This window comes from Pseudomonas sp. BT-42-2 (genome assembly GCF_025847435.2).
In the GTDB taxonomy this organism is placed as follows: Bacteria; Pseudomonadota; Gammaproteobacteria; order Pseudomonadales; family Pseudomonadaceae; genus Aquipseudomonas; species Aquipseudomonas urmiensis.
In genome coordinates, this window is sequence record NZ_JAOYTM010000010.1 from 187,185 (window position 1) to 207,003 (window position 19,819).

Sequence of the window (19,819 nt, forward strand, 5' to 3'; positions counted from 1 at the left end):
GGGCCTGCCCCGCGCTGCTTTGCACAGCCATATGTCATCCGCGTTTCAAGCGGGCGCGTTCTAGGCCTATAATGGCAGCCTTTTCGCCCAATGATTTTGCGGAGCTGGTGATGGTCGAACGTAAGGCTTCCGTCGAGCGCAATACCCTGGAAACCCAGGTGAAGGCCTCGATCAACCTCGATGGCAGTGGCAAGGCCCGATTCGATATCGGTGTGCCTTTCCTTGAACACATGCTCGACCAGATCGCCCGGCATGGGCTGATCGATCTGGACATCGAGTGCAAGGGCGACCTGCACATCGATGATCACCACACTGTCGAAGACGTCGGCATCACCCTCGGCCAGGCATTCGCCCAGGCCATCGGTGACAAGAAAGGCATCTATCGCTACGGCCATGCCTACGTGCCGCTGGACGAAGCGCTGTCGCGCGTGGTCATCGACTTCTCCGGCCGTCCAGGCCTGCAGATGCATGTACCGTACACCCGCGCCTCGGTCGGCGGTTTCGATGTCGACCTGTTCCAGGAATTCTTCCAAGGCTTCGTCAACCACGCCCTGGTGACCCTGCACATCGACAACCTGCGTGGGCACAACACCCACCACCAGATCGAGACCGTGTTCAAGGCCTTCGGCCGCGCGCTGCGCATGGCCGTGACCCAGGACGAGCGCATGGCCGGGCAGATGCCGTCGACCAAGGGATGCCTGTAAATGCAGACGGTAGCCGTAATCGACTATGGCATGGGCAACCTGCACTCGGTGGCCAAGGCGCTTGAGCACGTTGGCGCCGGCAAGGTGCTGGTCACCAGCGACGCTGCGGTGATCCGCGAGGCCGACCGGGTGGTGTTCCCAGGTGTCGGCGCGATTCGCGACTGCATGGCCGAGATCCGCCGCCTGGGCTTTGACAGCCTGGTGCGCGAAGTCAGCCAGGACCGGCCGTTCCTCGGTATCTGTGTCGGCATGCAAGCGCTGCTCGAACACAGTGAAGAGAACGACGGCGTCGATTGCATCGGCCTGTTCCCTGGCCAGGTGCGTTTCTTCGGCAAAGACCTGCAAGAAGATGGCGAGCATCTCAAGGTGCCGCACATGGGGTGGAACGAAGTCAGCCATGCGGTCGAGCATCCACTGTGGCATGACATCCCCGATCGTGCCCGCTTCTACTTCGTCCACAGCTACTACATCCATGCTGGCAAGCCCGGCCAAGTGGTCGGTCGCGGCCACTATGGCGTCGACTTTGCCGCAGCGCTGGCCGAGGGCTCGCGGTTTGCCGTGCAGTTCCATCCGGAGAAGAGCCATACCCATGGCTTGCAGCTGCTGCAGAACTTCGTCGCCTGGGATGGGCGCTGGTAAATGAGCAAGTCGCGGACCAAGGCCCCGATCATTACCCTGGCCCCCGAGCAGGAGCGCGAAGCGCTCGACACGCTCAAGCGCTTCCTGGAAGACCGCTTCGAGCTTGAGCTGGGGTCGTTCGAGGTGGCCGAGGTCCTTGACCTGTTCAGCAAGGAAATTGCACCCCACTACTACAACAGGGCGATTGCCGATGTTCAGCTGCACCTCAAGGAGCGGTTCGAGAGCATCGAAAGCGACCTGTGGGCGTTAGAGAAGCCCTGAAATCCACCGATTAGACAGGTTCCCAAGATGCTGATTATCCCCGCTATCGATCTCAAGGATGGTGCCTGCGTACGCCTGCGCCAAGGCCGCATGGAAGACTCCACGGTGTTCTCCGATGACCCGGTGAGCATGGCCGCCAAATGGGTTGAGGGTGGCTGCCGTCGCCTGCACCTGGTCGACCTCAATGGCGCCTTCGAAGGCCAGCCAGTCAATGGCGAAGTGGTGACTGCCATCGCCAAGCGCTACCCGCACCTGCCGATCCAGATCGGCGGCGGCATTCGCTCGCTGGAAACCATTGAGCACTACGTCAAGGCCGGCGTCAGCTACGTGATCATCGGCACCAAGGCGGTCAAGCAGCCTGAGTTCGTCGCCGAGGCATGCAAGGCCTTCCCAGGCAAGGTCATCGTTGGTCTGGATGCCAAAGACGGCTTCGTCGCCACCGATGGTTGGGCCGAAGTCAGCTCGGTGCAGGTCATCGACCTGGCCAAGCGTTTCGAGGCCGATGGCGTCTCGGCGATCGTCTACACCGACATCGCCAAGGACGGCATGATGCAGGGCTGCAACGTGCCGTTCACCAAGGCCCTGGCCGAAGCCACCCAGATCCCGGTGATCGCCTCCGGCGGCATCCACAACCTGGGTGATATCAAGGCCCTGCTCGACGCCAAGGCTCCGGGCATCATCGGCGCGATCACTGGCCGGGCGATCTACGAAGGTACTCTGGACGTCGCCGAGGCCCAGGCCTTCTGCGACACATACCAAGGCTGAGGACACGACATGGCACTGGCCAAGCGCATCATCCCTTGCCTGGACGTGGACAACGGCCGGGTGGTCAAGGGCGTCAAGTTCGAGAACATCCGCGATGCCGGGGATCCGGTTGAGATCGCGCGTCGGTACGATGAACAGGGTGCCGACGAGATCACCTTCCTCGACATCACCGCCAGCGTCGATGGCCGTGACACCACCCTGCATACCGTCGAGCGCATGGCCAGCCAGGTGTTCATCCCGCTGACCGTCGGCGGTGGCGTACGTACCGTGCAAGACATCCGCAACCTGCTCAATGCCGGTGCCGACAAGGTCTCGATCAACACCGCTGCGGTGTTCAATCCGGAGTTCGTCGGCGAGGCTGCGCAGCGCTTTGGTTCGCAGTGCATCGTGGTTGCCATCGATGCCAAGAAGGTGTCTGCGTCGGGCGAAGCGCCGCGCTGGGAGATCTTCACCCATGGTGGGCGCAAGCCGACCGGATTGGATGCGGTGGAATGGGCGAAGAAGATGGAAGGCCTGGGTGCCGGTGAGATCCTGCTGACCAGCATGGATCAGGACGGCATGAAAAATGGCTTCGATCTGGGCGTGACCCGCGCCATCAGCGACGCGCTGGGGATTCCGGTGATCGCTTCGGGAGGTGTGGGTAATCTGCAGCACTTGGCTGACGGGATTCTGGAAGGGCATGCGAGCGCGGTGTTGGCAGCGAGTATCTTCCACTTCGGCGAGTACACCGTGCCCGAGGCCAAGGCCTATATGGCTGCGCGCGGGATCGTCGTTCGCTAAGACTGACCTGCATAGCGCTCGCAAGAGCGCTATGCAGTGCGGCTGCTACGTGAGTGGGGTGCGTCGCAGCTGCTTCGTGGGAGCTGCTGCGCGGGGTGGGGCGTAAGATCTGCTGGTTGGGAGCCGGCTGCGTGGGAGCGGGCGCGTGGGAGCGGGCTTGCCCCGCGATTGCAGTGGAACATTCACCATCGCTATCGCGGGGCAAGCCCGCTCCCACGAAGCTCCCACGCGCCCGTTTCCTCGGGCATCAGCCGTGATTCTTGCCCAGCAGCGCGTGGTAGAGCTCGGTATCGCCCAGAATCCCGACCACCTTGTCGTTCTCCTGCAACACCAGCTTGTTCCCCGTCTGATAGCGAATCTGCAGCGCTTCGCGCATGCCGATATCCGCATGCACCAGGGTCGGTTTGCGATCCAGCCCCTCAACGGCCTGCCCCGGCGTCCAGTTCTGCATATCCAGGCCATTCTGGCCCTGGCGCGCACGCTTGAGTGAATTGCCTTCACCCAGGTCCAGCCACGAATCACCACCCGGATCCAGGCACACCGAACCATTGATCCGCTTGCACTTGTCCAGCGTGCGCATCAGGCTGCGCCCGCACAGCACATTGAGTGGGTTGGTATGGGCGACGAAGGTGCGCACATACTCGTCGGCAGGGTTGAGCACGATCTCCTCAGGCTTGCTGTACTGGATGATCCGCCCATCTTTCATGATGGCGATGCGGCTGCCGAGCTTGAGCGCCTCGTCCAGGTCGTGGCTGACGAACACGATGGTCTTGCTCAGCTTGCGCTGCAGCTCCAGCAGTTCGTCCTGCAAACCCTGGCGGATCAGCGGGTCGAGTGCCGAGAACGGTTCGTCCATCAGCAAGATATCGGCATCCATCGCCAGTGCCCGGGCCAGGCCCACGCGCTGCTGCATGCCGCCGGACAGCTCGTCGGGCTTCTTGTTGCGCCACTGGGTCAGGCCCACCAGCTCAAGCTTTTCATCAACCAGCTTGCGCCGCTCTTTTTCCGGCCGGCCCTGCATCTCCAGGCCAAAGCTGATGTTCTCGCGCACCGTCAGCCAAGGCATCAGGGCGAACTTCTGGAACACCATGGCAATGCGCTTGGTGCGCATCATCTTCAGCTCGGCCGGGGTGCAGTGGGCGATGTCGATGTGGTTGCCTTCGTGCTCGACGAACAGCTTGCCGCGGCTGACGGTGTTGAGGCCGTTGATGCAGCGCAGCAAGCTCGATTTGCCTGAGCCAGACAAGCCCATCAGTACGCAGATCTCGCCTTTGTTGATGTCCAGGTTGGCCTTTTCCACCCCGACCACCAGGCCAGTCTGCTTGAGGATCTGCTCGCGGCTCAGGCCTTTGTCGAGCAGGGCCAGGGCCTCGCGCGGCTTGTTGGAGAAGATGACGTCGACGTCTTCGAATCGAATGATGCTCATGCCTCACCCCTTACCGTGACTTCCGGTTGCTTGCAGATACGGTCGAGCATGATCGCCAGCAGCACGATCGCCAGGCCCGCTTCGAAGCCGAGGGAGATATCGGCGGTGTTCAGTGCGTTGACTACAGGTTTGCCCAGGCCATCGGCGCCTACCAGGGCGGCGATCACCACCATCGACAGCGACAGCATGATGCATTGGGTCACGCCCGCGGCGATGCTCGGCATCGCGTGGGGCAGTTCGATGCGGGTCAGCAGCTGACGGCGCGAGCAGCCAAAGGCCTTGCCGGCATCGAGCAGCTCTTGCGGCACGTCGCAAATGCCCAGGTAGGTCAGGCGGATCGGCGCGGCAATGGCGAACACCACGGTCGAGATCAGCCCCGGCACTACCCCCAGGCCAAACAGGGTCAGGGTCGGGATCAGGTAGACGAAGGTCGGCACCGTCTGCATCAGGTCGAGCACCGGGCGCATGCCGGTGTAGAACATCGGCTTGTGCGCGGCAAGGATGCCCAGTGGCACGCCGATGGCCACGCACACCACGGTGGCGAAGGTCACTTGGGCAAGGGTCTCCATGGTTTCTTGCCAGTACCCCAGGTTGAGGATCAGCAGGAACGACAGGGCGACAAAGGCGGTGAGCGCCCATTTGCGCTGGATCAGGTGAGCCAGGGCAGCGAACAAGGCAATAAGGACGAGGGGGTTGAACCAGGTCAGGGCACTGGTGACCCCATGGATCATGAATTCCAGGCCTTGGGCGATGGCGTCGAAATACTCGGCGCCGTTCTGGGTCAGCCATTCGACGAACGACGCGATGTACTGTCCCAGGGGTATTTTCTGATCAATGAGCATGATAGCGAGCTTCCACCTGCATAGATTGGAATCAGTCCGCAGCGGCCACGGTGCCGCTGCGAGGTAGTGCCTACTGCTACTGTGTGTCGGTTACTGCGCAAGCTTTGCCTTGGCCGCCTCCAAGCCCGGTTTGCCGTCCACGGTCGTCACCCCGGCCAGCCAGGTGTCGAGCACTTGCGGGTTGTTTTTAAGCCACGCCTTGGCGGCCGCGTCGGGCTTTTGCTTGTCGTCCAGGACCTTGCCCATCAGCTCGCTTTCCATGTCGAGGGTAAACGACAGGTTCTTCAGCAACTGGCCAACGTTGCTGCACTCCTGTGCATAGCCCTTGCGGGTATTGGTCAGTACCGTCGCCTTGCCGAAGTCGGGGCCGAAGAACTCGTCGCCACCGGTCAGGTACTGCATCTTGAAGCGCTTGTTCATCGGGTGCGGTTCCCAACCGAGGAACACCACCGCCTCGCCGCGCTTCTGCGCGCGATCCACCTGCGAGAGCATGCCCGCCTCACTGGACTGGACGATCTTGAAACCGGCGCTTTTCAGGCCGAAGGCGTCCTTGTCGATCATGCTCTGGATGGTGCGGTTGCCGTCGTTGCCGGGCTCGATGCCGTAGATCTTGCCGCCGAGCTCTGTCTTGAACTTGGCAATGTCGGCGAAATCCTTCAGACCCTTGTCGTACAGGGCCTGCGGTACTGCCAGGGTGTACTTGGCGTTTTCCAGATTGGCCCGCACGGTTTCGACGGTGCCGGCGTCGCGGTACTGCTTGATGTCGTTCTCCATGGTTGGCATCCAGTTGCCGAGGAACACGTCCAAATCCTTGCCGGCCGCCAGCGACTTGTAGGTCACCGGTACCGAGATCATGGTGGTGTGGGTCTTGTAGCCCAGGGCTTCGAGCACGACGCTGGTCACGGCGGTGGTCACGGTGATGTCGGTCCAGCCGACATCCGAGAAACGTACCGTCTGACACTGTTCGGGTTCGGCGGCCTGAGCCAGCAACGGTGCGGCAAGCAACGCGACCAGCAACAGCGAGGGTGAACCTTTCATGGATGGACTCCTGTAGTTTTTTCTTCGGGTTCGCGAGGGTTGCCGGGCTTTCTCAGGGTCCGGTCAACCAGGCCTGCAGAGGGCAGGATGCGAGGCCGTGCAATACGAGTCGCTTTCGATAATCCTCCAGCGCTGGGCAATCGCCTACTGGTAGGGTCGTAACCAGTACAGGATGGGTCGCTTCCAGTACGGGCGATGTCGCATATGGATTTTTCCACCCCTACGGCCGCGTTTTTACGTCATTCGATCGCCCGAAAGCGGCGCAAACAGGGCCGGATCAGTGCGGCGCGGTCGGACAAAAGTACGTCGGTTGCAGACGGCGAAGGGGAAGGTAAAAGCCCGATGATGCGTGCATTAGCGGCAGCTCGCCGGTTTCAGACTAGCAGCTGCGGGGCCGCCCACATGGCGCGGTCAGACAAGCCCATCAAGAGGTGATTCGACAATGGCCATCAGCGTGTTCGACCTGTTCAAGATCGGTGTCGGGCCTTCCAGCTCACACACCGTCGGCCCCATGCGCGCCGGCGCGCTGTTCGTCCAGGGCCTGCGTGAGCGTGGCGAGCTGGAGCAGGTGCGACGTATCGAGGTGCGCCTGTATGGCTCGTTGTCCGCCACCGGGGTCGGTCATGGCACCGACAACGCCACCATCATGGGCCTGATGGGCGAATGGCCGGATGCCATTGACCCGAGCCAGATCGTCCCGCGCATCGCCGACCTGCGCGAAACCAATATCCTCAAGCTGGATAACCGCCTGCCCATCGAGTTCATCTGGGCCCGCGACATGCAGCTACTCGAGCAGAACCTGCCGTATCACCCCAACGCCATGACCTTGATCGCCGAGGGTGAGCACGGCGAGCTGCACCAGGACACCTACTACTCGGTCGGCGGCGGCTTCGTGGTCGATGCCGCGCAAGCGGCCAGCGGCGTGCTGGATGCCGACCAGACGGTGCTGCCCTACGATTTCAACAGCGCCGCCGAGCTGCTGCGCCTGTGCAAGCAAAACGACCTCAGCGTGTCGCAATTGATGATGGCCAACGAGCGGGTCTGGCGCAGTGAAGCGGAGATTCGCGCCGGCCTGCTCAAGCTCTGGGAGGCCATGCAGGAGTGCGTGAGCAACGGCCTCAAGCACGAGGGCCTGCTGCCCGGCGGGCTCAATGTGCGCCGGCGTGCGGCCAAGCTGCACCGCAGCCTGCAAGAGATCGGCAAACCCAACGTGATCGGCTCGACCATGAGCGCGATGGAGTGGGTCAACCTGTTCGCCCTGGCGGTCAACGAAGAAAACGCCGCAGGCGGGCGCATGGTCACCGCGCCCACCAACGGTGCGGCGGGGATTATCCCGGCGGTGCTGCACTACTACATGCGCTTCTCCGACGTGGTCGATGACAGCAACGTGGTGGACTTCTTCCTCGGCGCCGCAGCGGTGGGCATCTTGTGCAAGAAGAACGCTTCGATTTCCGGTGCTGAAGTGGGCTGTCAGGGGGAGGTGGGTTCGGCCTGCGCCATGGCGGCCGCAGGCTTGGCCCAGGTGCTCGGCGCCACGCCGGGGCAATTGGAGAACGCCGCCGAAATCGCCTTGGAGCACAACCTGGGGCTGACCTGCGACCCGGTTGGCGGGTTGGTTCAGGTGCCGTGTATCGAGCGCAACGCGATTGCCGCAGTCAAGGCGATCAACGCTGTGCAGATGGCCCTGCGCGGAGACGGCGAGCACTTCATTTCGCTCGACCAGGTCATCCGCACCATGCGCGATACCGGCGCCGACATGCATGACAAATACAAGGAAACCTCGCGCGGTGGCCTCGCCGTCAGTGCGATCGAATGTTGATCCGCGACCCTGTCGCGCTTGCGATTCGCGGCCAAGCCCGCTCCTGAAGGGTTCGTCACCCCTGTAGGAGTGGGCTTGCCCGCGTTTGAATTACAGGTCGAAATCGATCTGCCTCAATTTGGTGCGCCGGTCATCAGCATTTTCAACTTAACTGTGCAGCAGGCTGATACTGGTGCGGTGACAGGGCCACATGTCGCTCACTGATATGTACCCAGGCACTGCTACCGAAATGCTCACTGTTACGAAGGAAAAGCCCTACAACGCAAGTTTGAGCATCTTACAGCGCTGTAGGAAAACTGTGGATCCACAGGCCTTGAAGGTCGTTTTTGGATTTTGTTGGATGCGCGTTCAATTTCAGGCATGCCATTTGCGTTGGAATTGGCAAAGCCCCCGCAAACGAACTGGGGCCATTACAAGAACAGTGCCCGCCTGAGGCATACCCTGCATTTGTGTGAGGAGAAATCGCGATGACGTCGTACACCTCCGGGACCCAAACCCAGAACCGCACAGCTCCCCAGTCCATCGGATTTCTCCTGCTGGACAACTTCACCCTGATTTCCCTGGCATCGGCTGTCGAGCCGCTGCGCATGGCCAACCAACTCTCCGGTCGCGAGCTGTATCGCTGGCACACCCTGACGGTTGATGGTGGCCAGGTCTGGGCCAGTGACGGTCTGCAGATCACCCCGGATGCAGCGATGCACAGCGCGCCGCCGATCGATACCGTGATCGTCTGCGGCGGCGTGGGTATCCAGCGCACCGTCACCCGCGAGCATGTCACCTGGCTGCAAGCCCAGGCCCGCCAGTCGCGCCGCTTGGGTGCGGTGTGTACCGGCAGCTGGGCGCTGGCCTGTGCCGGTCTGCTCGATGGCTTTGATTGCAGCGTGCACTGGGAATGCCTGGCATCGATGCAGGAAGCCTTCCCGCGGGTCAACATGAGCACCCGCCTGTTCACCCTCGACCGCAACCGCTTCACCAGCTCTGGCGGCACTGCGCCGCTGGACATGATGCTGCACCTGATCAGCCGCGATCATGGTCGCGAACTGTCGGCAGCCATCTCCGAGATGTTCGTCTACGAGCGCATCCGCAATGAGCAAGATCACCAGCGCGTGCCGCTCAAGCACATGCTCGGCACCAATCAGCCGAAGTTGCAGGAAATCGTGGCGTTGATGGAGGCCAACCTCGAAGAGCCGATCGATCTCGACGAGCTCGCGGTGTATGTGGCGGTATCGCGCCGACAGCTCGAGCGGTTGTTCCAGAAATATCTGCACTGCTCGCCATCGCGCTATTACCTCAAGCTGCGACTGATCCGCGCCCGTCAGCTGCTCAAGCAGACGCCGATGTCGATCATCGAAGTGGCCTCGGTGTGTGGCTTCGTCTCCACGCCGCACTTCTCCAAGTGCTACCGCGAGTACTTCGGCATTCCGCCGCGCGATGAGCGCGTTGGCTCCAACACCGCCCAGCAGGTGGCGATGATGCCGATCCCGCAGGCCATGGCGCTGTCAGCGCACAGCGGGCCGTTGGCCGCACTCAGCCAGGCGCGCAACGAGTCGACGTTTGCCAGCGTGAGGCTCTGACTGCGCGTGGTGCTTTTCGCGGGCACGCCCGCTCCCACAGGAGCCGGAGGCGGTTTCAGGGTTTGTAGTCAATAACACCAAGCGCCGCTCCTACAGAAATTGCGCAGGCTTCAGATCTGCGCACACCCTGTGGGAGCGGGCTTGCCCGCGAACGAGGGCGCAGCCCGCGCAAATCCTCAAGCGCGCTTGCTGTACTGCGCCAGCGCTGGCAGCAGCTGCTGCTCGATTGCTTGGCGTACCGCCGGCAGAATCGTCGCGCTACCGGTATACATCTGCTCGACCATACCCTTGAGCGCCCGCGCATTAGGCTCGGTCAGCCCGCGCACCACCGCTTCGCAGGCCTGCTCGGCACTGGCCCCGGCCGGAATGTCGAAGCCCCGCGCGCGCAGGTGGCCCAACAGGTCGTCCTGATCAATCAAATCCGCATGCATCATGGCTGTTGTCCCTTTTATCGCTAAGAGAGTGCTGCTGTGATTGTCAGTCGATTCTGTGACCAACCCCGCGTACCGGCAAGGACAGAATGTCGCAATGACTGCTTTGGCTATGAACAGGTCGTTCCCGGCTAAATCAACTGCCTGGGAAGTCAGCACACTGGGGTCATTCACGGCAACGCAGGGTTTGGTCACCCTCGCACGTCACGGTGGATGTTGCTCGCTCTTGGCCCCGCTAGCTCACGGCTTTGCGGGGTTATTTTTTGGGCTAGGTGAATGTTTCAAGCCGGGAGTTTTATCACCCGGCCGACGAATTGTGCAGCGGGCAGGTCCTGCTGCTCGTCCACCAGCCCTTGCAAACGTTGCAGGCTGAGCTCAGCGAACGGCGCCGACTTCGGCCCTGCCAGATCCACATGCAGCAGCATCTGCTCGCTGGCCGCCAGGGCCTCGTCGAAGCCGGCCCGGTGCAGGCTGTGATACAGGTGCAGGCGCTTGCGATCGAACCCGATAATCTGCGTCTGCACCCACACCTCGCTGGCGAGCTTCACCTCATGCAGGTAGTTGATATGCGCCTCCAGGGTGAACAGCGAGTGCCCGCTCTGACCACGGCTGTCGGCGTCCAGGCCGATACGCTCCATCAGCGCATCGGTGGCGTAGCTGAAGATCAGCAGGTAGTAGGCATCGCGCAGGTGGCCGTTGTAGTCGACCCAGTCCTGCAACACTGGGGTGCAATAGGTGATCAGTGCCGGCATCGTTGTCTCCTCACTCGCCGAAGGCCATGCCGTGCTTGGCCTTGGTGGTCTTGACCGCATCGAGCACCGCCAGCAGGCAGTCATCACGATAGCGCTCAAGTGCAGCGATGCTGCGTTGGCCTTGTTGCTCGGCGGTGCCATCGACCACATCGTCGATCAGTTTGTCGGTCAGTTGCGGCGCTGGCAGGTAGGTCCAAGGCAGCTGCAGGGCAGGGCCGAACTGGGCCATGAAATGACGCATCCCGGCGTCGCCGCCTGCCAGGGTGTAGGTCAGGAAGGTGCCCATGAACGACCAGCGCAGGCCCGCGCCGAAGCGGATCGCGTCGTCGATTTCACCAGTGGTCGCCACGCCGTCGTTAACCAGGTGCAAGGCCTCGCGCCAAAGCGCTTCGAGCAGACGGTCGGCAATAAAGCCAGGGACTTCCTTGCGCACGTGCAGCGGGCGCATGCCCAGCGCGGTGTAGATGGCTTTCGCCGCCTCGATGGCTTGGGGTGCGGTGTTGCGGCCGCCAACGATTTCGACCAGCGGCAACAGGTACACCGGGTTGAACGGATGGCCAACCACGCAGCGCTCGGGGTGAGTCGCGGACTCGTAGAATTCGCTTGGCAGCAACCCCGAAGTGCTCGAGCCAATGATCGCATTGGGCTTGGCTGCGGCGCTGATCTTGGCATGCAGCTCCAGCTTCAGCTCCAGCCGCTCCGGGGCGCTTTCCTGGATGAAATCGGCATCGCGCACGCATTCCTCGATGGTTGGCACAAAGCGTAGGCGCTGCTGCGCCGCGCCGGGGGCCAGGCCTTGTTTCTCCAGTGCCGGCCAAGCATTGGCGATGCGCTGGCGCAGGGCCGCTTCGGCGCCGGGCGCCGGGTCCCAGGCGATCACGTCCAGGCCATGGGCCAGCGCCCGGGCAACCCAGCCACTGCCGATGACGCCACTGCCCAGCGCAGCGAAGGTTTTGATCTCGGTGATGAAAGGCATGTCGAGTCCTCAGGGTAAACAGAGAAAATTGGCTTGACGCTAATCCTGTGGGAGCGGGCTTGCCCGCGAACACCGGCGCAGCCGGTGCCATCTGCGCGCTGTCTGTTTCATGGGCAGGCCTGCTGCCAATGGCATCAACGGCGCTTGAGGTTCATTTTTTCCCGACCTTCGGCCGGGGTCAGGACGCGGGCACCGAGGCGGCTGATGATCTCCACCGCGCGCTCGACCAGCTGGCCGTTGCTGGCCAGTACGCCCTTGTCCAAGTACAGGTTGTCTTCCAGCCCGACCCGCACGTTACCGCCGAGCAGCACCGCCTGGGCGGCCATCGGCATCTGCATGCGGCCGATGCCGAAACCGGCCCAGGTCGCGCCATGTGGCAAGTTGTCGACCATGGCCTTCATGGTGGTGGTGTCGGCCGGCGCGCCCCATGGGATGCCCAGGCACAGCTGGAACAGCGGGTCGTCGAGCAGGCCTTCCTTGATCATCTGCTTGGCGAACCACAGATGGCCCGTGTCGAAGATTTCCAGCTCGGCTTTGACTCCCAGTTCTGTGATGCGCTTGGCGCCGGCGCGCAGTTGCGCGGGGGTGGAGACATAAATGGCATTGCCATCGCCGAAGTTGAGCGTGCCGCAGTCGAGCGTGCAGATTTCCGGCAGCAGCGCTTCGACGTGGGCCAGGCGCTCCAGTGGGCCGATCAGGTCGGTGCCTGGGCCGAATTCCATGGGGCGTTCGCCGGGGCCGATTTCCAGGTCGCCGCCCATGCCAGCGGTGAGGTTGACGATGATGTCGATGTCGGCTTCGCGAATGCGCTCCATGACTTCGCGGTATAAGTTGACGTCACGGCTGAAGCGGCCGGTTTGCGGGTCGCGAACGTGGCAGTGGACCACAGTGGCGCCAGCCTTGGCGGCTTCGACGGCGGCTTCGGCGATCTGTTTGGGCGTGACCGGGACCAGGTGGCTTTTGGCTACGGTGTCGCCGGCGCCGGTGAGGGCGCAGGTGATGATGATGTCGTGGTTCATGTTGGCTTCCTTCAGGCGTGTCAAGGCATTTCGTGGCTGCAGGGCGACGAAGAAATGGGGGTAGTAGTGGCCTCATCGCGGGGCAAGCCCGCTCCCACGCGGTCGCTGAGTGAGCGTCGCCCAGGGGTTCGCTCGTGGGAGCGGGCTTGCCCCGCGATGGCGGTCAGTTGGCAGTGAGCTTGAGGTTGTCCGCCGCAGGCTTGCCGTCGAAGGTGGTCACGCCTTCGAGCCAGCGCGCCTTGTCTTCGGGGTGGTCTTTGAGCCACTGGCGGGCTGATTCCAGGGCGTCCTTGTGGTCGAGCAGCGGCTGCATCATGCGGCTCTCGTCCTCGGCGCTGAAGGTCAGGTTGGCCAGCAGCCGACTGGCGTTCGGGCAGCGTTCGGCGTAGTCCGGCGCAGTGACCGTCCACACCGTGGCGCGGCCTTCGTCCGGGCCCAGGGCATCCTGGCTGTCGCCCAGGTAGACCAGGTCGATGTTGACGTTCATCGGGTGCGGCGCCCAACCGAAGAACACCACCGCTTCCTTGCGTCGCACGGCGCGGTCGACGGCGGCGAGCATGCCGGCTTCGCTGGACTCGACCAGCTGGAACTTGCCGAGGTTGAACTGGTTCTTGGCGATCATCGCCTTGATCTGGGTATTGGCTCCCGAGCCTGGCTCGATGCCGTAGATCTTGCCGCCCAGCTCTTTGTCGAACTTGTGAATGTCGGCAAAGCGCTTCAGGCCTTTGTCGGCCAGGTACTTGGGCACCGCCAGGGTCGCCCGCGCATCGCTCAGGCTCGGCTCGGCCAGCACCTTGACCTGCTTGGCCTCGACGAATGGGGTGATGGTCTGGTTCATGATCGGGTTCCAGTAGCCGAGGAACATGTCCAGGCGCTTGTCGCGGATACCGGCAAAGATGATCTGCTGCGAGGCGCTGGTCTGCTTGGTCTGGTAACCCAGGCCATCGAGCAGCACCTGGGCCATGGCGCTGGTGGCGATGACGTCGGTCCAGTTGACTACGCCCAGGCGGACCTTCTGGCAGGTCGCAGGCTCTGCGGCGAATACTGGGCTTGCCAAGGTGCTGGTGAGGGCGAGGGATAACAGGCTGCGGCGGATCAAGCTGTGCATGGTGGCTCTCCATCGGCAGTGCATATTGTTATGGTGGGCGGCCTCTGCGGGCCGTGTGTATAAGCTACGCGGCGTACAGGGTGGAAATTCGCACCCTGGCGACCAACACTTGCACCCAAGCGACCACCTTTTGCTGTGGAGCATTCGATGCCGGACACCATCCACTTTCTGTTGCTGCCGGGCTTTTCGGCGATGGGCTTTATCAGCGCCGTGGAACCGCTGCGCGTGGCCAATCGCTTTCGTGGGCCGCTGTACCATTGGCGCGTGCTCAGCTTAGACGGCGGGGCGGTGCAGGCCAGCAATGGCATGTCGGTGAATGCCGATGCGGCGCTGGGGCAAGAGGCGCCGGGGCGGATGCTGCTGGTAGTGGCGGGCTTCGACCCATTGGCGCATTTTGGCCCAGGGCTGCAACAAGGCTTGCGTCGCTTCGATCATGAAGGGGTGATCCTGGGCGGGATCGATACCGGGGCCATGCTGCTGGCGGAGGCGGGCTTGCTCGATGGCCACCGAGCCACCTTGCATTGGGAGGCGTTGGAGGCGTTCAAGGAACGCTATCCGCGTTTGCAGGCGACGCAGGAGCTGTTCGAAATAGATAGGCGGCGGATTACCTGTGCCGGCGGCACCGCTTCGATTGACCTGATGCTCGACCTGATCGCCCAGGCCCATGGCAGTGAATTGGCGGTGCAGGTGTCCGAGCAGTTCGTGCTTGGGCGGATTCGCCCGCGTCAGGATCACCAGCGCATGCAGATCGCCTCACGCTATGGGATCAGCAACAAGAAGCTGGTCAAGGTGATTGGCGAGATGGAGCGCAATACCGAGCAGCCGCTCAATACCCAGGTGCTGGCCGAGGCGGTGCAGATTACCCGGCGCCAGTTGGAGCGGTTGTTCAAGCTGCACCTGGAAGACACCCCGAGAGGATTTTACCTGCGCCTGCGCTTGGACAAGGCCAGGCAGTTGTTGCGCCAGACCGACATGAGCGTGCTGGAGGTGAGCATTGCCTGTGGGTTTGAATCGGCGTCGTATTTCACCCGTTGCTATCGGGCCAGGTTTGCCCGCTGTCCGCGCGAGGATCGGCAGCTCAGTGCGGTGTCATGAGATACCCGTGGTCTGCACTGACGCTATCGCGGGGCAAGCCCGCTCCCACGCTGAGTCAGTAGTACGTGGGAGCGGGCTTGCCCCGCGATAGCGTCAGCGCAGCCTACTGCTGACCAATAGATTGCAGATACTCCGAGCGATCATCGCTACGCTGCGCCACACAGGTATCCCAAGCCGCCTGGAACGCCTTGGTGCCCTGTTTCTCGGCATAGGTCTCGACCTTGCAGTCGGCATCACGCACCTGCGTCCACAGGGTCTCGGCAGCCTGGAAACGGGCCGTCAACGCCTCGACCTTCTCGCCTTCATCTGGATGCTGGTCGCGAATGCGCTGGATCAAATCGTCGAACGCCGCTTTCAGTTCACGCTCGGCGGTCTGCTTGTTATAGGCCGCACAGGCATAACCTTGCTGGTCGCTGTCGACATTATCGCAAGGTGTGCTTTCTTCCTCGCCGGCGTGGGCGCCCAGCGCAACGGCCGTCAGAACCAGCCATGCCATTGATTTCATCGGTTTTCTCCTCACCCGGCTGAGCAATCGGGGCTGATTCTCGCTCAGCCCGGCCGCGGACGATAGCTCTCTGACGAAATGTTCATCAAGTTCAGAAAATGCCCTTATCGAGAGTCGCTCTCAACACCGCAGGGTGCGGTGCAGGGCACTTGTCGCGGATTGACGCTTTCGGCAAACCCCCTGTCGTTTTTGCATCCGGCTCCCCGGTCGTGCAGGCATATGCTGGCCCCAAAGCGCCGACACAACGTTCGGCGCAGACCAAGTCAATAAAAGGGGACAGCCTGATGAGCCCAGCCGAATTACACGCCGACAGCATCGTCATCGATGGCCTGATCATCGCCAAGTGGAACCGCGAGCTGTTCGAAGACATGCGCAAAGGCGGCCTGACCGCAGCCAACTGCACGGTGTCGGTTTGGGAAGGGTTCAAGGCCACCGTCGACAACATCGCCTCCAGTCAGAAGCTGATTCGCGACAACAGCGACCTGGTGATGCCGGTGCGCACCACCGCCGACATTCGCAAGGCCAAGGAGCTGGGCAAGACCGGCATCCTGTTCGGCTTCCAGAACGCCCACGCCTTCGAAGACCAGATCGCCTACGTCGACGTATTCAAGCAGCTGGGCGTGGGCATCGTGCAGATGTGCTACAACACCCAGAACCTGGTCGGCACCGGTTGCTACGAGCGCGATGGCGGCCTGTCGGGCTTTGGCCGCGAGATCGTCGCCGAGATGAACCGCGTCGGCATCATGTGCGACCTGTCCCACGTCGGTTCCAAGACCTCTGAAGAGGTCATCCTCGAATCGAAAAAGCCCGTCTGCTACTCGCACTGCCTGCCTTCGGGCCTCAAAGAACACCCACGCAACAAGTCCGATGAAGAACTGAAGTTCATCGCCGACCACGGCGGCTTCGTTGGCGTGACCATGTTCGCGCCGTTCCTGGCCAAGGGCATCGATTCGACCATCGACGACTACGCCGAGGCCATCGAGTACACCATGAACATCGTCGGTGAAGACGCCATCGGCATTGGCACCGACTTCACCCAGGGTCACGGCCAGGACTTCTTCGAGTACCTGACCCACGACAAGGGCTATGCCCGTCGCCTGACCAACTTCGGCAAGATCATCAACCCGCTGGGCATTCGCACTGTGGGCGAGTTCCCCAACCTCACCGAGACCTTGCTCAAGCGCGGCCACCCCGAGCGCGTGGTGCGCAAGATCATGGGCGAGAACTGGGTCAATGTTCTTAAGGATGTGTGGGGCGAGTAAGCCGCACTCCAAGCCTGTCCGCCCAGGCTAGAGGCCTGGGCCATCAATCCAAATTTTTATGGAGTTAAGTTTCCATGGCTAAGATCGCCCCGCAATTGCCTATCGAAGTCGACAGCGAGACCGGTGTCTGGACCAGCGACGCCCTGCCGATGCTGTACGTGCCACGGCATTTCTTCGTCAACAACCATATGGGCATCGAGGAAGTGCTGGGCGCCGACGCCTACGCCGAGATCCTCTACAAGGCGGGCTACAAGTCGGCCTGGCACTGGTGTGAAAAGGAAGCCGAATGCCATGGCCTGGAAGGTGTGGCGGTGTTCGAGCACTACATGAAGCGTCTGTCGCAACGCGGCTGGGGCCTGTTCGAGATCCAGGACATCGACCTGGACAAGGGCACTTGCAGCGTCAAGCTCAAGCACTCGGCATTCGTCTACGTGTACGGCAAGGTCGGGCGCAAGGTCGACTACATGTTCACTGGCTGGTTTGCCGGCGCCATGGACCAGATTCTCGCTGCCCGCGGCAGCTCGATCCGCACTGTGGCCGAGCAGGTCTATGGCGGTTCGGAAGAGGGCCACGAAGATGGCCTGTTCGTTACAAGACCGTTGTAAGCCGGAGAGAGCGTCATGGCCTTCGAAGCAATGTTCCAGCCGATCCAGATCGGCAAACTGACCATCCGCAACCGTGTGCTGAGCACCGCGCACGCCGAGGTGTATGCCACTGATGGCGGCATGACTACCGACCGCTACGTCAAATACTACGAAGAGAAGGCCAAGGGCGGCATCGGCCTGGCCATCTGCGGCGGCTCGTCGGTGGTGGCCATCGACAGCCCGCAAGAATGGTGGTCATCGGTCAACCTGTCGACCGACCGCATTATTCCGCACTTCCAGAACCTGGCTGACGCCATGCACAAGCATGGCGCCAAGATCATGATCCAGATTACCCACATGGGCCGTCGCTCGCGTTGGGATGGCTTCAACTGGCCGACCTTGATGTCGCCGTCGGGCATCCGTGAACCGGTACACCGCGCCACCTGCAAGACCATCGAGCCGGAAGAGATCTGGCGGGTGATCGGCAACTACGCGCAAGCCGCGCGTCGCGCTAAAGAAGGCGGCCTGGATGGTGTTGAGCTGTCGGCCGTGCACCAGCACATGATCGACCAGTTCTGGAGCCCGCGGGTCAACAAGCGTACCGACGAATGGGGCGGCAGCTTCGAAGGCCGGATGAAATTCGGCCTGGAAGTGCTCAAGGCGGTGCGCGCCGAGGTGGGTGACGACTTCTGCGTGGGGATGCGCATCTGCGGGGACGAGTTCCACCCCGATGGTCTCAGCCACGAGGACATGAAGCAGATCGCCGCGTATTACGACGCCACCGGCATGCTCGACTTCTTCGGCGTGATCGGCTCGGGCTGCGACACCCACAACACCCTGGCCAACGTCATCCCCAACATGAGCTATCCGCCAGAGCCGTTCCTGCACCTGGCGGCCGGCATCAAGGAGGTGGTCAAGGTCCCGGTACTGCATGCGCAGAATATCAAGGACCCGAACCAAGCCACGCGCATCCTTGAGGGCGGCTATGTCGACATGGTCGGCATGACCCGTGCGCACATCGCCGACCCGCACCTGATCGCCAAGATCAAGATGGGGCAGGTCGACCAGATCAAGCAGTGCGTCGGTGCCAACTACTGCATCGACCGGCAGTACCAAGGCCTGGATGTGCTGTGCATCCAGAACGCCGCGACCTCCCGTGAATACATGGGCGTGCCGCACATTATCGAAAAATCCACCGGGCCTAAACGCAAGGTGGTGGTGGTTGGCGCCGGCCCTGCGGGGATGGAGGCGGCACGGGTGGCCGCCGAGCGTGGTCATGACGTCACCGTGTTCGAGAAGAAAGAACAGATCGGCGGGCAGATCACCATTGCCGCCAAGGCTCCGCAGCGCGATCAGATCGCCGGTATCACCCGCTGGTATCAGCTGGAGTTCGCCCGCTTGAAGATCGACCTGCGCTTGGGCACGGCAGCCGACGTGGCGGCTATCCAGGACCTGCGTCCGGATGTGATCGTGCTGGCGGTGGGCGGTCATCCGTTCGTCGAGCAGAACGAGCACTGGGGCGCTGCCGAAGGGCTGGTGGTCAGCAGTTGGGACGTGCTCGACGGCAAGGTTGCGCCGGGCAAGAACGTGCTGGTGTACGACACCATCTGCGAATTCACCGGTATGTCGACAGCCGACTTCCTGGCAGACAAAGGTTCTCAGGTCGAGATCGTCACCGACGACATCAAGCCGGGCGTGGCCATTGGCGGCACCAGCTTCCCGACCTACTACCGCAGCATGTACCCCAAGGAAGTGATCATGACCGGCGACCTGATGCTGGACAAGGTCTACCGCGAGGGTGACAAGCTGGTGGCAGTGCTGGAGAACGAGTACACCGGCGCCAAAGAGGAGCGGGTGGTCGACCAGGTGGTGATCGAGAACGGCGTACGGCCTGACGAGGCGCTGTACTACGCGCTCAAGGAAGACTCGCGCAACAAGGGCCAGATCGACGTGGAGGCGCTGTTCGCCATCAAGCCGCAGCCGATCCTCAGCCAGCCGGGCGAAGGCTATTTGCTGTACCGCATCGGCGACTGCGTGGCCCAACGCAACGTGCATGCGGCGATCTACGACGCCTTGCGCCTGTGCAAGGATTTCTGATCCTGGCGGCATGAACACCGCTCCTGTCGGGGCGGGACTGGCCCCCTGTGGGAGCGGGCTTGCCCGCGAAAGCGTCAGCATGAACAACAGTGTTGTCTGATCTGACGCATTCGCGGGCAAGCCCGCTCCCACAGGGTCCGCG

The 19,819-nt window shown here is 62.3% G+C and carries 20 protein-coding genes; 11 read left to right on the forward strand and 9 right to left on the reverse strand.

What is annotated here, in order from left to right; all coding sequences use genetic code 11:
• Window positions 1-110 precede the first annotated feature (110 nt).
• Genes hisB through hisF form a run of 5 tightly spaced genes read left to right on the forward strand, consistent with a single transcriptional unit; the run spans window position 111 to window position 3,149 of the window.
• Window positions 111-704, forward strand: coding sequence for an imidazoleglycerol-phosphate dehydratase HisB (hisB, locus tag OIU19_RS12565; protein WP_186552796.1), 594 nt, complete (start codon window positions 111-113; stop codon window positions 702-704).
• Entirely contained in the window at window positions 705-1,343 is a 639-nt protein-coding gene (gene hisH / locus OIU19_RS12570) for an imidazole glycerol phosphate synthase subunit HisH (RefSeq protein WP_186552795.1), read from the forward strand.
• Window positions 1,344-1,604 carry a DUF2164 domain-containing protein gene (locus OIU19_RS12575; protein ID WP_186552794.1) on the forward strand — a complete coding sequence of 87 codons (261 nt, stop codon included), beginning with the start codon at window positions 1,344-1,346 and terminating at the stop codon, window positions 1,602-1,604.
• Between the two features lie 27 nt (window positions 1,605-1,631).
• Window positions 1,632-2,369: a 1-(5-phosphoribosyl)-5-[(5-phosphoribosylamino)methylideneamino]imidazole-4-carboxamide isomerase gene (hisA, locus tag OIU19_RS12580; RefSeq protein WP_264235266.1), complete on the forward strand. Its 738-nt coding sequence runs from the start codon at window positions 1,632-1,634 to the stop codon at window positions 2,367-2,369.
• Window positions 2,370-2,378: 9 nt separating this feature from the next.
• Window positions 2,379-3,149, forward strand: a complete 771-nt coding sequence (hisF, locus tag OIU19_RS12585; protein ID WP_264235267.1) for an imidazole glycerol phosphate synthase subunit HisF — start codon at window positions 2,379-2,381, stop codon at window positions 3,147-3,149.
• A gap of 247 nt (window positions 3,150-3,396) precedes the next feature.
• Here hisF and choV read toward each other — a convergent pair whose 3' ends face one another.
• The 3 genes from choV to OIU19_RS12600 form a co-directional block, all read right to left on the reverse strand.
• On the reverse strand, window positions 3,397-4,575 hold the full coding sequence (choV, locus tag OIU19_RS12590) for a choline ABC transporter ATP-binding protein (RefSeq protein ID WP_264235268.1): 1,179 nt from the start codon (window positions 4,573-4,575) through the stop codon (window positions 3,397-3,399).
• Window positions 4,572-5,420 carry a choline ABC transporter permease subunit gene (gene choW / locus OIU19_RS12595; RefSeq protein WP_264235381.1) on the reverse strand — a complete coding sequence of 283 codons (849 nt, stop codon included), beginning with the start codon at window positions 5,418-5,420 and terminating at the stop codon, window positions 4,572-4,574. Before choW ends, choV begins: the two co-directional genes overlap by 4 nt.
• A gap of 87 nt (window positions 5,421-5,507) precedes the next feature.
• Entirely contained in the window at window positions 5,508-6,455 is a 948-nt protein-coding gene (locus tag OIU19_RS12600) for a choline ABC transporter substrate-binding protein (RefSeq protein WP_264235269.1), read from the reverse strand.
• Window positions 6,456-6,897: 442 nt separating this feature from the next.
• Here OIU19_RS12600 and OIU19_RS12605 point away from each other — a divergent pair, with 442 nt between their 5' ends.
• Together OIU19_RS12605 and OIU19_RS12610 are read left to right on the forward strand one after the other, a co-directional pair.
• A complete protein-coding gene (locus OIU19_RS12605; RefSeq protein WP_264235270.1) occupies window positions 6,898-8,274 on the forward strand; it encodes an L-serine ammonia-lyase in 1,377 nt (458 codons plus the stop codon).
• Window positions 8,275-8,741: 467 nt separating this feature from the next.
• Entirely contained in the window at window positions 8,742-9,848 is a 1,107-nt protein-coding gene (locus tag OIU19_RS12610) for a GlxA family transcriptional regulator (protein WP_264235271.1), read from the forward strand.
• Between the two features lie 176 nt (window positions 9,849-10,024).
• Here OIU19_RS12610 and OIU19_RS12615 read toward each other — a convergent pair whose 3' ends face one another.
• From OIU19_RS12615 to choX, 5 genes are all read right to left on the reverse strand, one after another.
• Window positions 10,025-10,282 carry a hypothetical protein gene (locus tag OIU19_RS12615; protein ID WP_186552783.1) on the reverse strand — a complete coding sequence of 86 codons (258 nt, stop codon included), beginning with the start codon at window positions 10,280-10,282 and terminating at the stop codon, window positions 10,025-10,027.
• A gap of 278 nt (window positions 10,283-10,560) precedes the next feature.
• Window positions 10,561-11,031, reverse strand: a complete 471-nt coding sequence (locus tag OIU19_RS12620) for a thioesterase family protein (RefSeq protein ID WP_264235272.1) — start codon at window positions 11,029-11,031, stop codon at window positions 10,561-10,563.
• Window positions 11,032-11,041: 10 nt separating this feature from the next.
• Window positions 11,042-12,007 (reverse strand): L-carnitine dehydrogenase, encoded by a 966-nt coding sequence (locus OIU19_RS12625; RefSeq protein ID WP_264235273.1) that lies wholly within the window; start codon window positions 12,005-12,007, stop codon window positions 11,042-11,044.
• A 134-nt stretch (window positions 12,008-12,141) separates the two neighbouring features.
• Window positions 12,142-13,026, reverse strand: a complete 885-nt coding sequence (locus OIU19_RS12630) for a 3-keto-5-aminohexanoate cleavage protein (protein ID WP_264235274.1) — start codon at window positions 13,024-13,026, stop codon at window positions 12,142-12,144.
• A gap of 163 nt (window positions 13,027-13,189) precedes the next feature.
• On the reverse strand, window positions 13,190-14,134 hold the full coding sequence (gene choX / locus OIU19_RS12635; RefSeq protein ID WP_264235275.1) for a choline ABC transporter substrate-binding protein: 945 nt from the start codon (window positions 14,132-14,134) through the stop codon (window positions 13,190-13,192).
• 147 nt (window positions 14,135-14,281) lie between these two features.
• Here choX and OIU19_RS12640 point away from each other — a divergent pair, with 147 nt between their 5' ends.
• A complete protein-coding gene (locus tag OIU19_RS12640; protein ID WP_264235276.1) occupies window positions 14,282-15,229 on the forward strand; it encodes a GlxA family transcriptional regulator in 948 nt (315 codons plus the stop codon).
• A 103-nt stretch (window positions 15,230-15,332) separates the two neighbouring features.
• Here OIU19_RS12640 and OIU19_RS12645 read toward each other — a convergent pair whose 3' ends face one another.
• Window positions 15,333-15,734, reverse strand: coding sequence for a lysozyme inhibitor LprI family protein (locus OIU19_RS12645; protein WP_264235278.1), 402 nt, complete (start codon window positions 15,732-15,734; stop codon window positions 15,333-15,335).
• 284 nt (window positions 15,735-16,018) lie between these two features.
• On the opposite strand from OIU19_RS12645, the gene OIU19_RS12650 reads away from it, so the two are divergent.
• The 3 genes from OIU19_RS12650 (at window position 16,019) to dgcA (ending at window position 19,677) form a co-directional block, all read left to right on the forward strand.
• A complete protein-coding gene (locus tag OIU19_RS12650; protein WP_264235279.1) occupies window positions 16,019-16,996 on the forward strand; it encodes a dipeptidase in 978 nt (325 codons plus the stop codon).
• A 74-nt stretch (window positions 16,997-17,070) separates the two neighbouring features.
• Window positions 17,071-17,601, forward strand: coding sequence for a DUF5943 domain-containing protein (locus OIU19_RS12655; protein ID WP_264235280.1), 531 nt, complete (start codon window positions 17,071-17,073; stop codon window positions 17,599-17,601).
• Window positions 17,602-17,616: 15 nt separating this feature from the next.
• Window positions 17,617-19,677: a dimethylglycine demethylation protein DgcA gene (gene dgcA / locus OIU19_RS12660; protein WP_186552774.1), complete on the forward strand. Its 2,061-nt coding sequence runs from the start codon at window positions 17,617-17,619 to the stop codon at window positions 19,675-19,677.
• The last annotated feature ends 142 nt before the right edge of the window (window positions 19,678-19,819 follow it).

What these genes read in the sequence shown, in the direction of transcription:
- hisB (WP_186552796.1), top strand. Translation starts at nt 111, where the DNA reads ATGGTCGAACGTAAGGCTTCCGTCGAGCGCAATACCCTGGAAACCCAG.
- hisH (WP_186552795.1), top strand. Translation starts at nt 705, where the DNA reads ATGCAGACGGTAGCCGTAATCGACTATGGCATGGGCAACCTGCACTCG.
- OIU19_RS12575 (WP_186552794.1), top strand. Translation starts at nt 1,344, where the DNA reads ATGAGCAAGTCGCGGACCAAGGCCCCGATCATTACCCTGGCCCCCGAG.
- hisA (WP_264235266.1), top strand. Translation starts at nt 1,632, where the DNA reads ATGCTGATTATCCCCGCTATCGATCTCAAGGATGGTGCCTGCGTACGC.
- hisF (WP_264235267.1), top strand. Translation starts at nt 2,379, where the DNA reads ATGGCACTGGCCAAGCGCATCATCCCTTGCCTGGACGTGGACAACGGC.
- choV (WP_264235268.1), bottom strand. Translation starts at nt 4,575, where the DNA reads ATGAGCATCATTCGATTCGAAGACGTCGACGTCATCTTCTCCAACAAG.
- OIU19_RS12600 (WP_264235269.1), bottom strand. Translation starts at nt 6,455, where the DNA reads ATGAAAGGTTCACCCTCGCTGTTGCTGGTCGCGTTGCTTGCCGCACCG.
- OIU19_RS12605 (WP_264235270.1), top strand. Translation starts at nt 6,898, where the DNA reads ATGGCCATCAGCGTGTTCGACCTGTTCAAGATCGGTGTCGGGCCTTCC.
- OIU19_RS12610 (WP_264235271.1), top strand. Translation starts at nt 8,742, where the DNA reads ATGACGTCGTACACCTCCGGGACCCAAACCCAGAACCGCACAGCTCCC.
- OIU19_RS12615 (WP_186552783.1), bottom strand. Translation starts at nt 10,282, where the DNA reads ATGATGCATGCGGATTTGATTGATCAGGACGACCTGTTGGGCCACCTG.
- OIU19_RS12620 (WP_264235272.1), bottom strand. Translation starts at nt 11,031, where the DNA reads ATGCCGGCACTGATCACCTATTGCACCCCAGTGTTGCAGGACTGGGTC.
- OIU19_RS12625 (WP_264235273.1), bottom strand. Translation starts at nt 12,007, where the DNA reads ATGCCTTTCATCACCGAGATCAAAACCTTCGCTGCGCTGGGCAGTGGC.
- OIU19_RS12630 (WP_264235274.1), bottom strand. Translation starts at nt 13,026, where the DNA reads ATGAACCACGACATCATCATCACCTGCGCCCTCACCGGCGCCGGCGAC.
- choX (WP_264235275.1), bottom strand. Translation starts at nt 14,134, where the DNA reads ATGCACAGCTTGATCCGCCGCAGCCTGTTATCCCTCGCCCTCACCAGC.
- OIU19_RS12640 (WP_264235276.1), top strand. Translation starts at nt 14,282, where the DNA reads ATGCCGGACACCATCCACTTTCTGTTGCTGCCGGGCTTTTCGGCGATG.
- OIU19_RS12645 (WP_264235278.1), bottom strand. Translation starts at nt 15,734, where the DNA reads ATGAAATCAATGGCATGGCTGGTTCTGACGGCCGTTGCGCTGGGCGCC.
- OIU19_RS12650 (WP_264235279.1), top strand. Translation starts at nt 16,019, where the DNA reads ATGAGCCCAGCCGAATTACACGCCGACAGCATCGTCATCGATGGCCTG.
- OIU19_RS12655 (WP_264235280.1), top strand. Translation starts at nt 17,071, where the DNA reads ATGGCTAAGATCGCCCCGCAATTGCCTATCGAAGTCGACAGCGAGACC.
- dgcA (WP_186552774.1), top strand. Translation starts at nt 17,617, where the DNA reads ATGGCCTTCGAAGCAATGTTCCAGCCGATCCAGATCGGCAAACTGACC.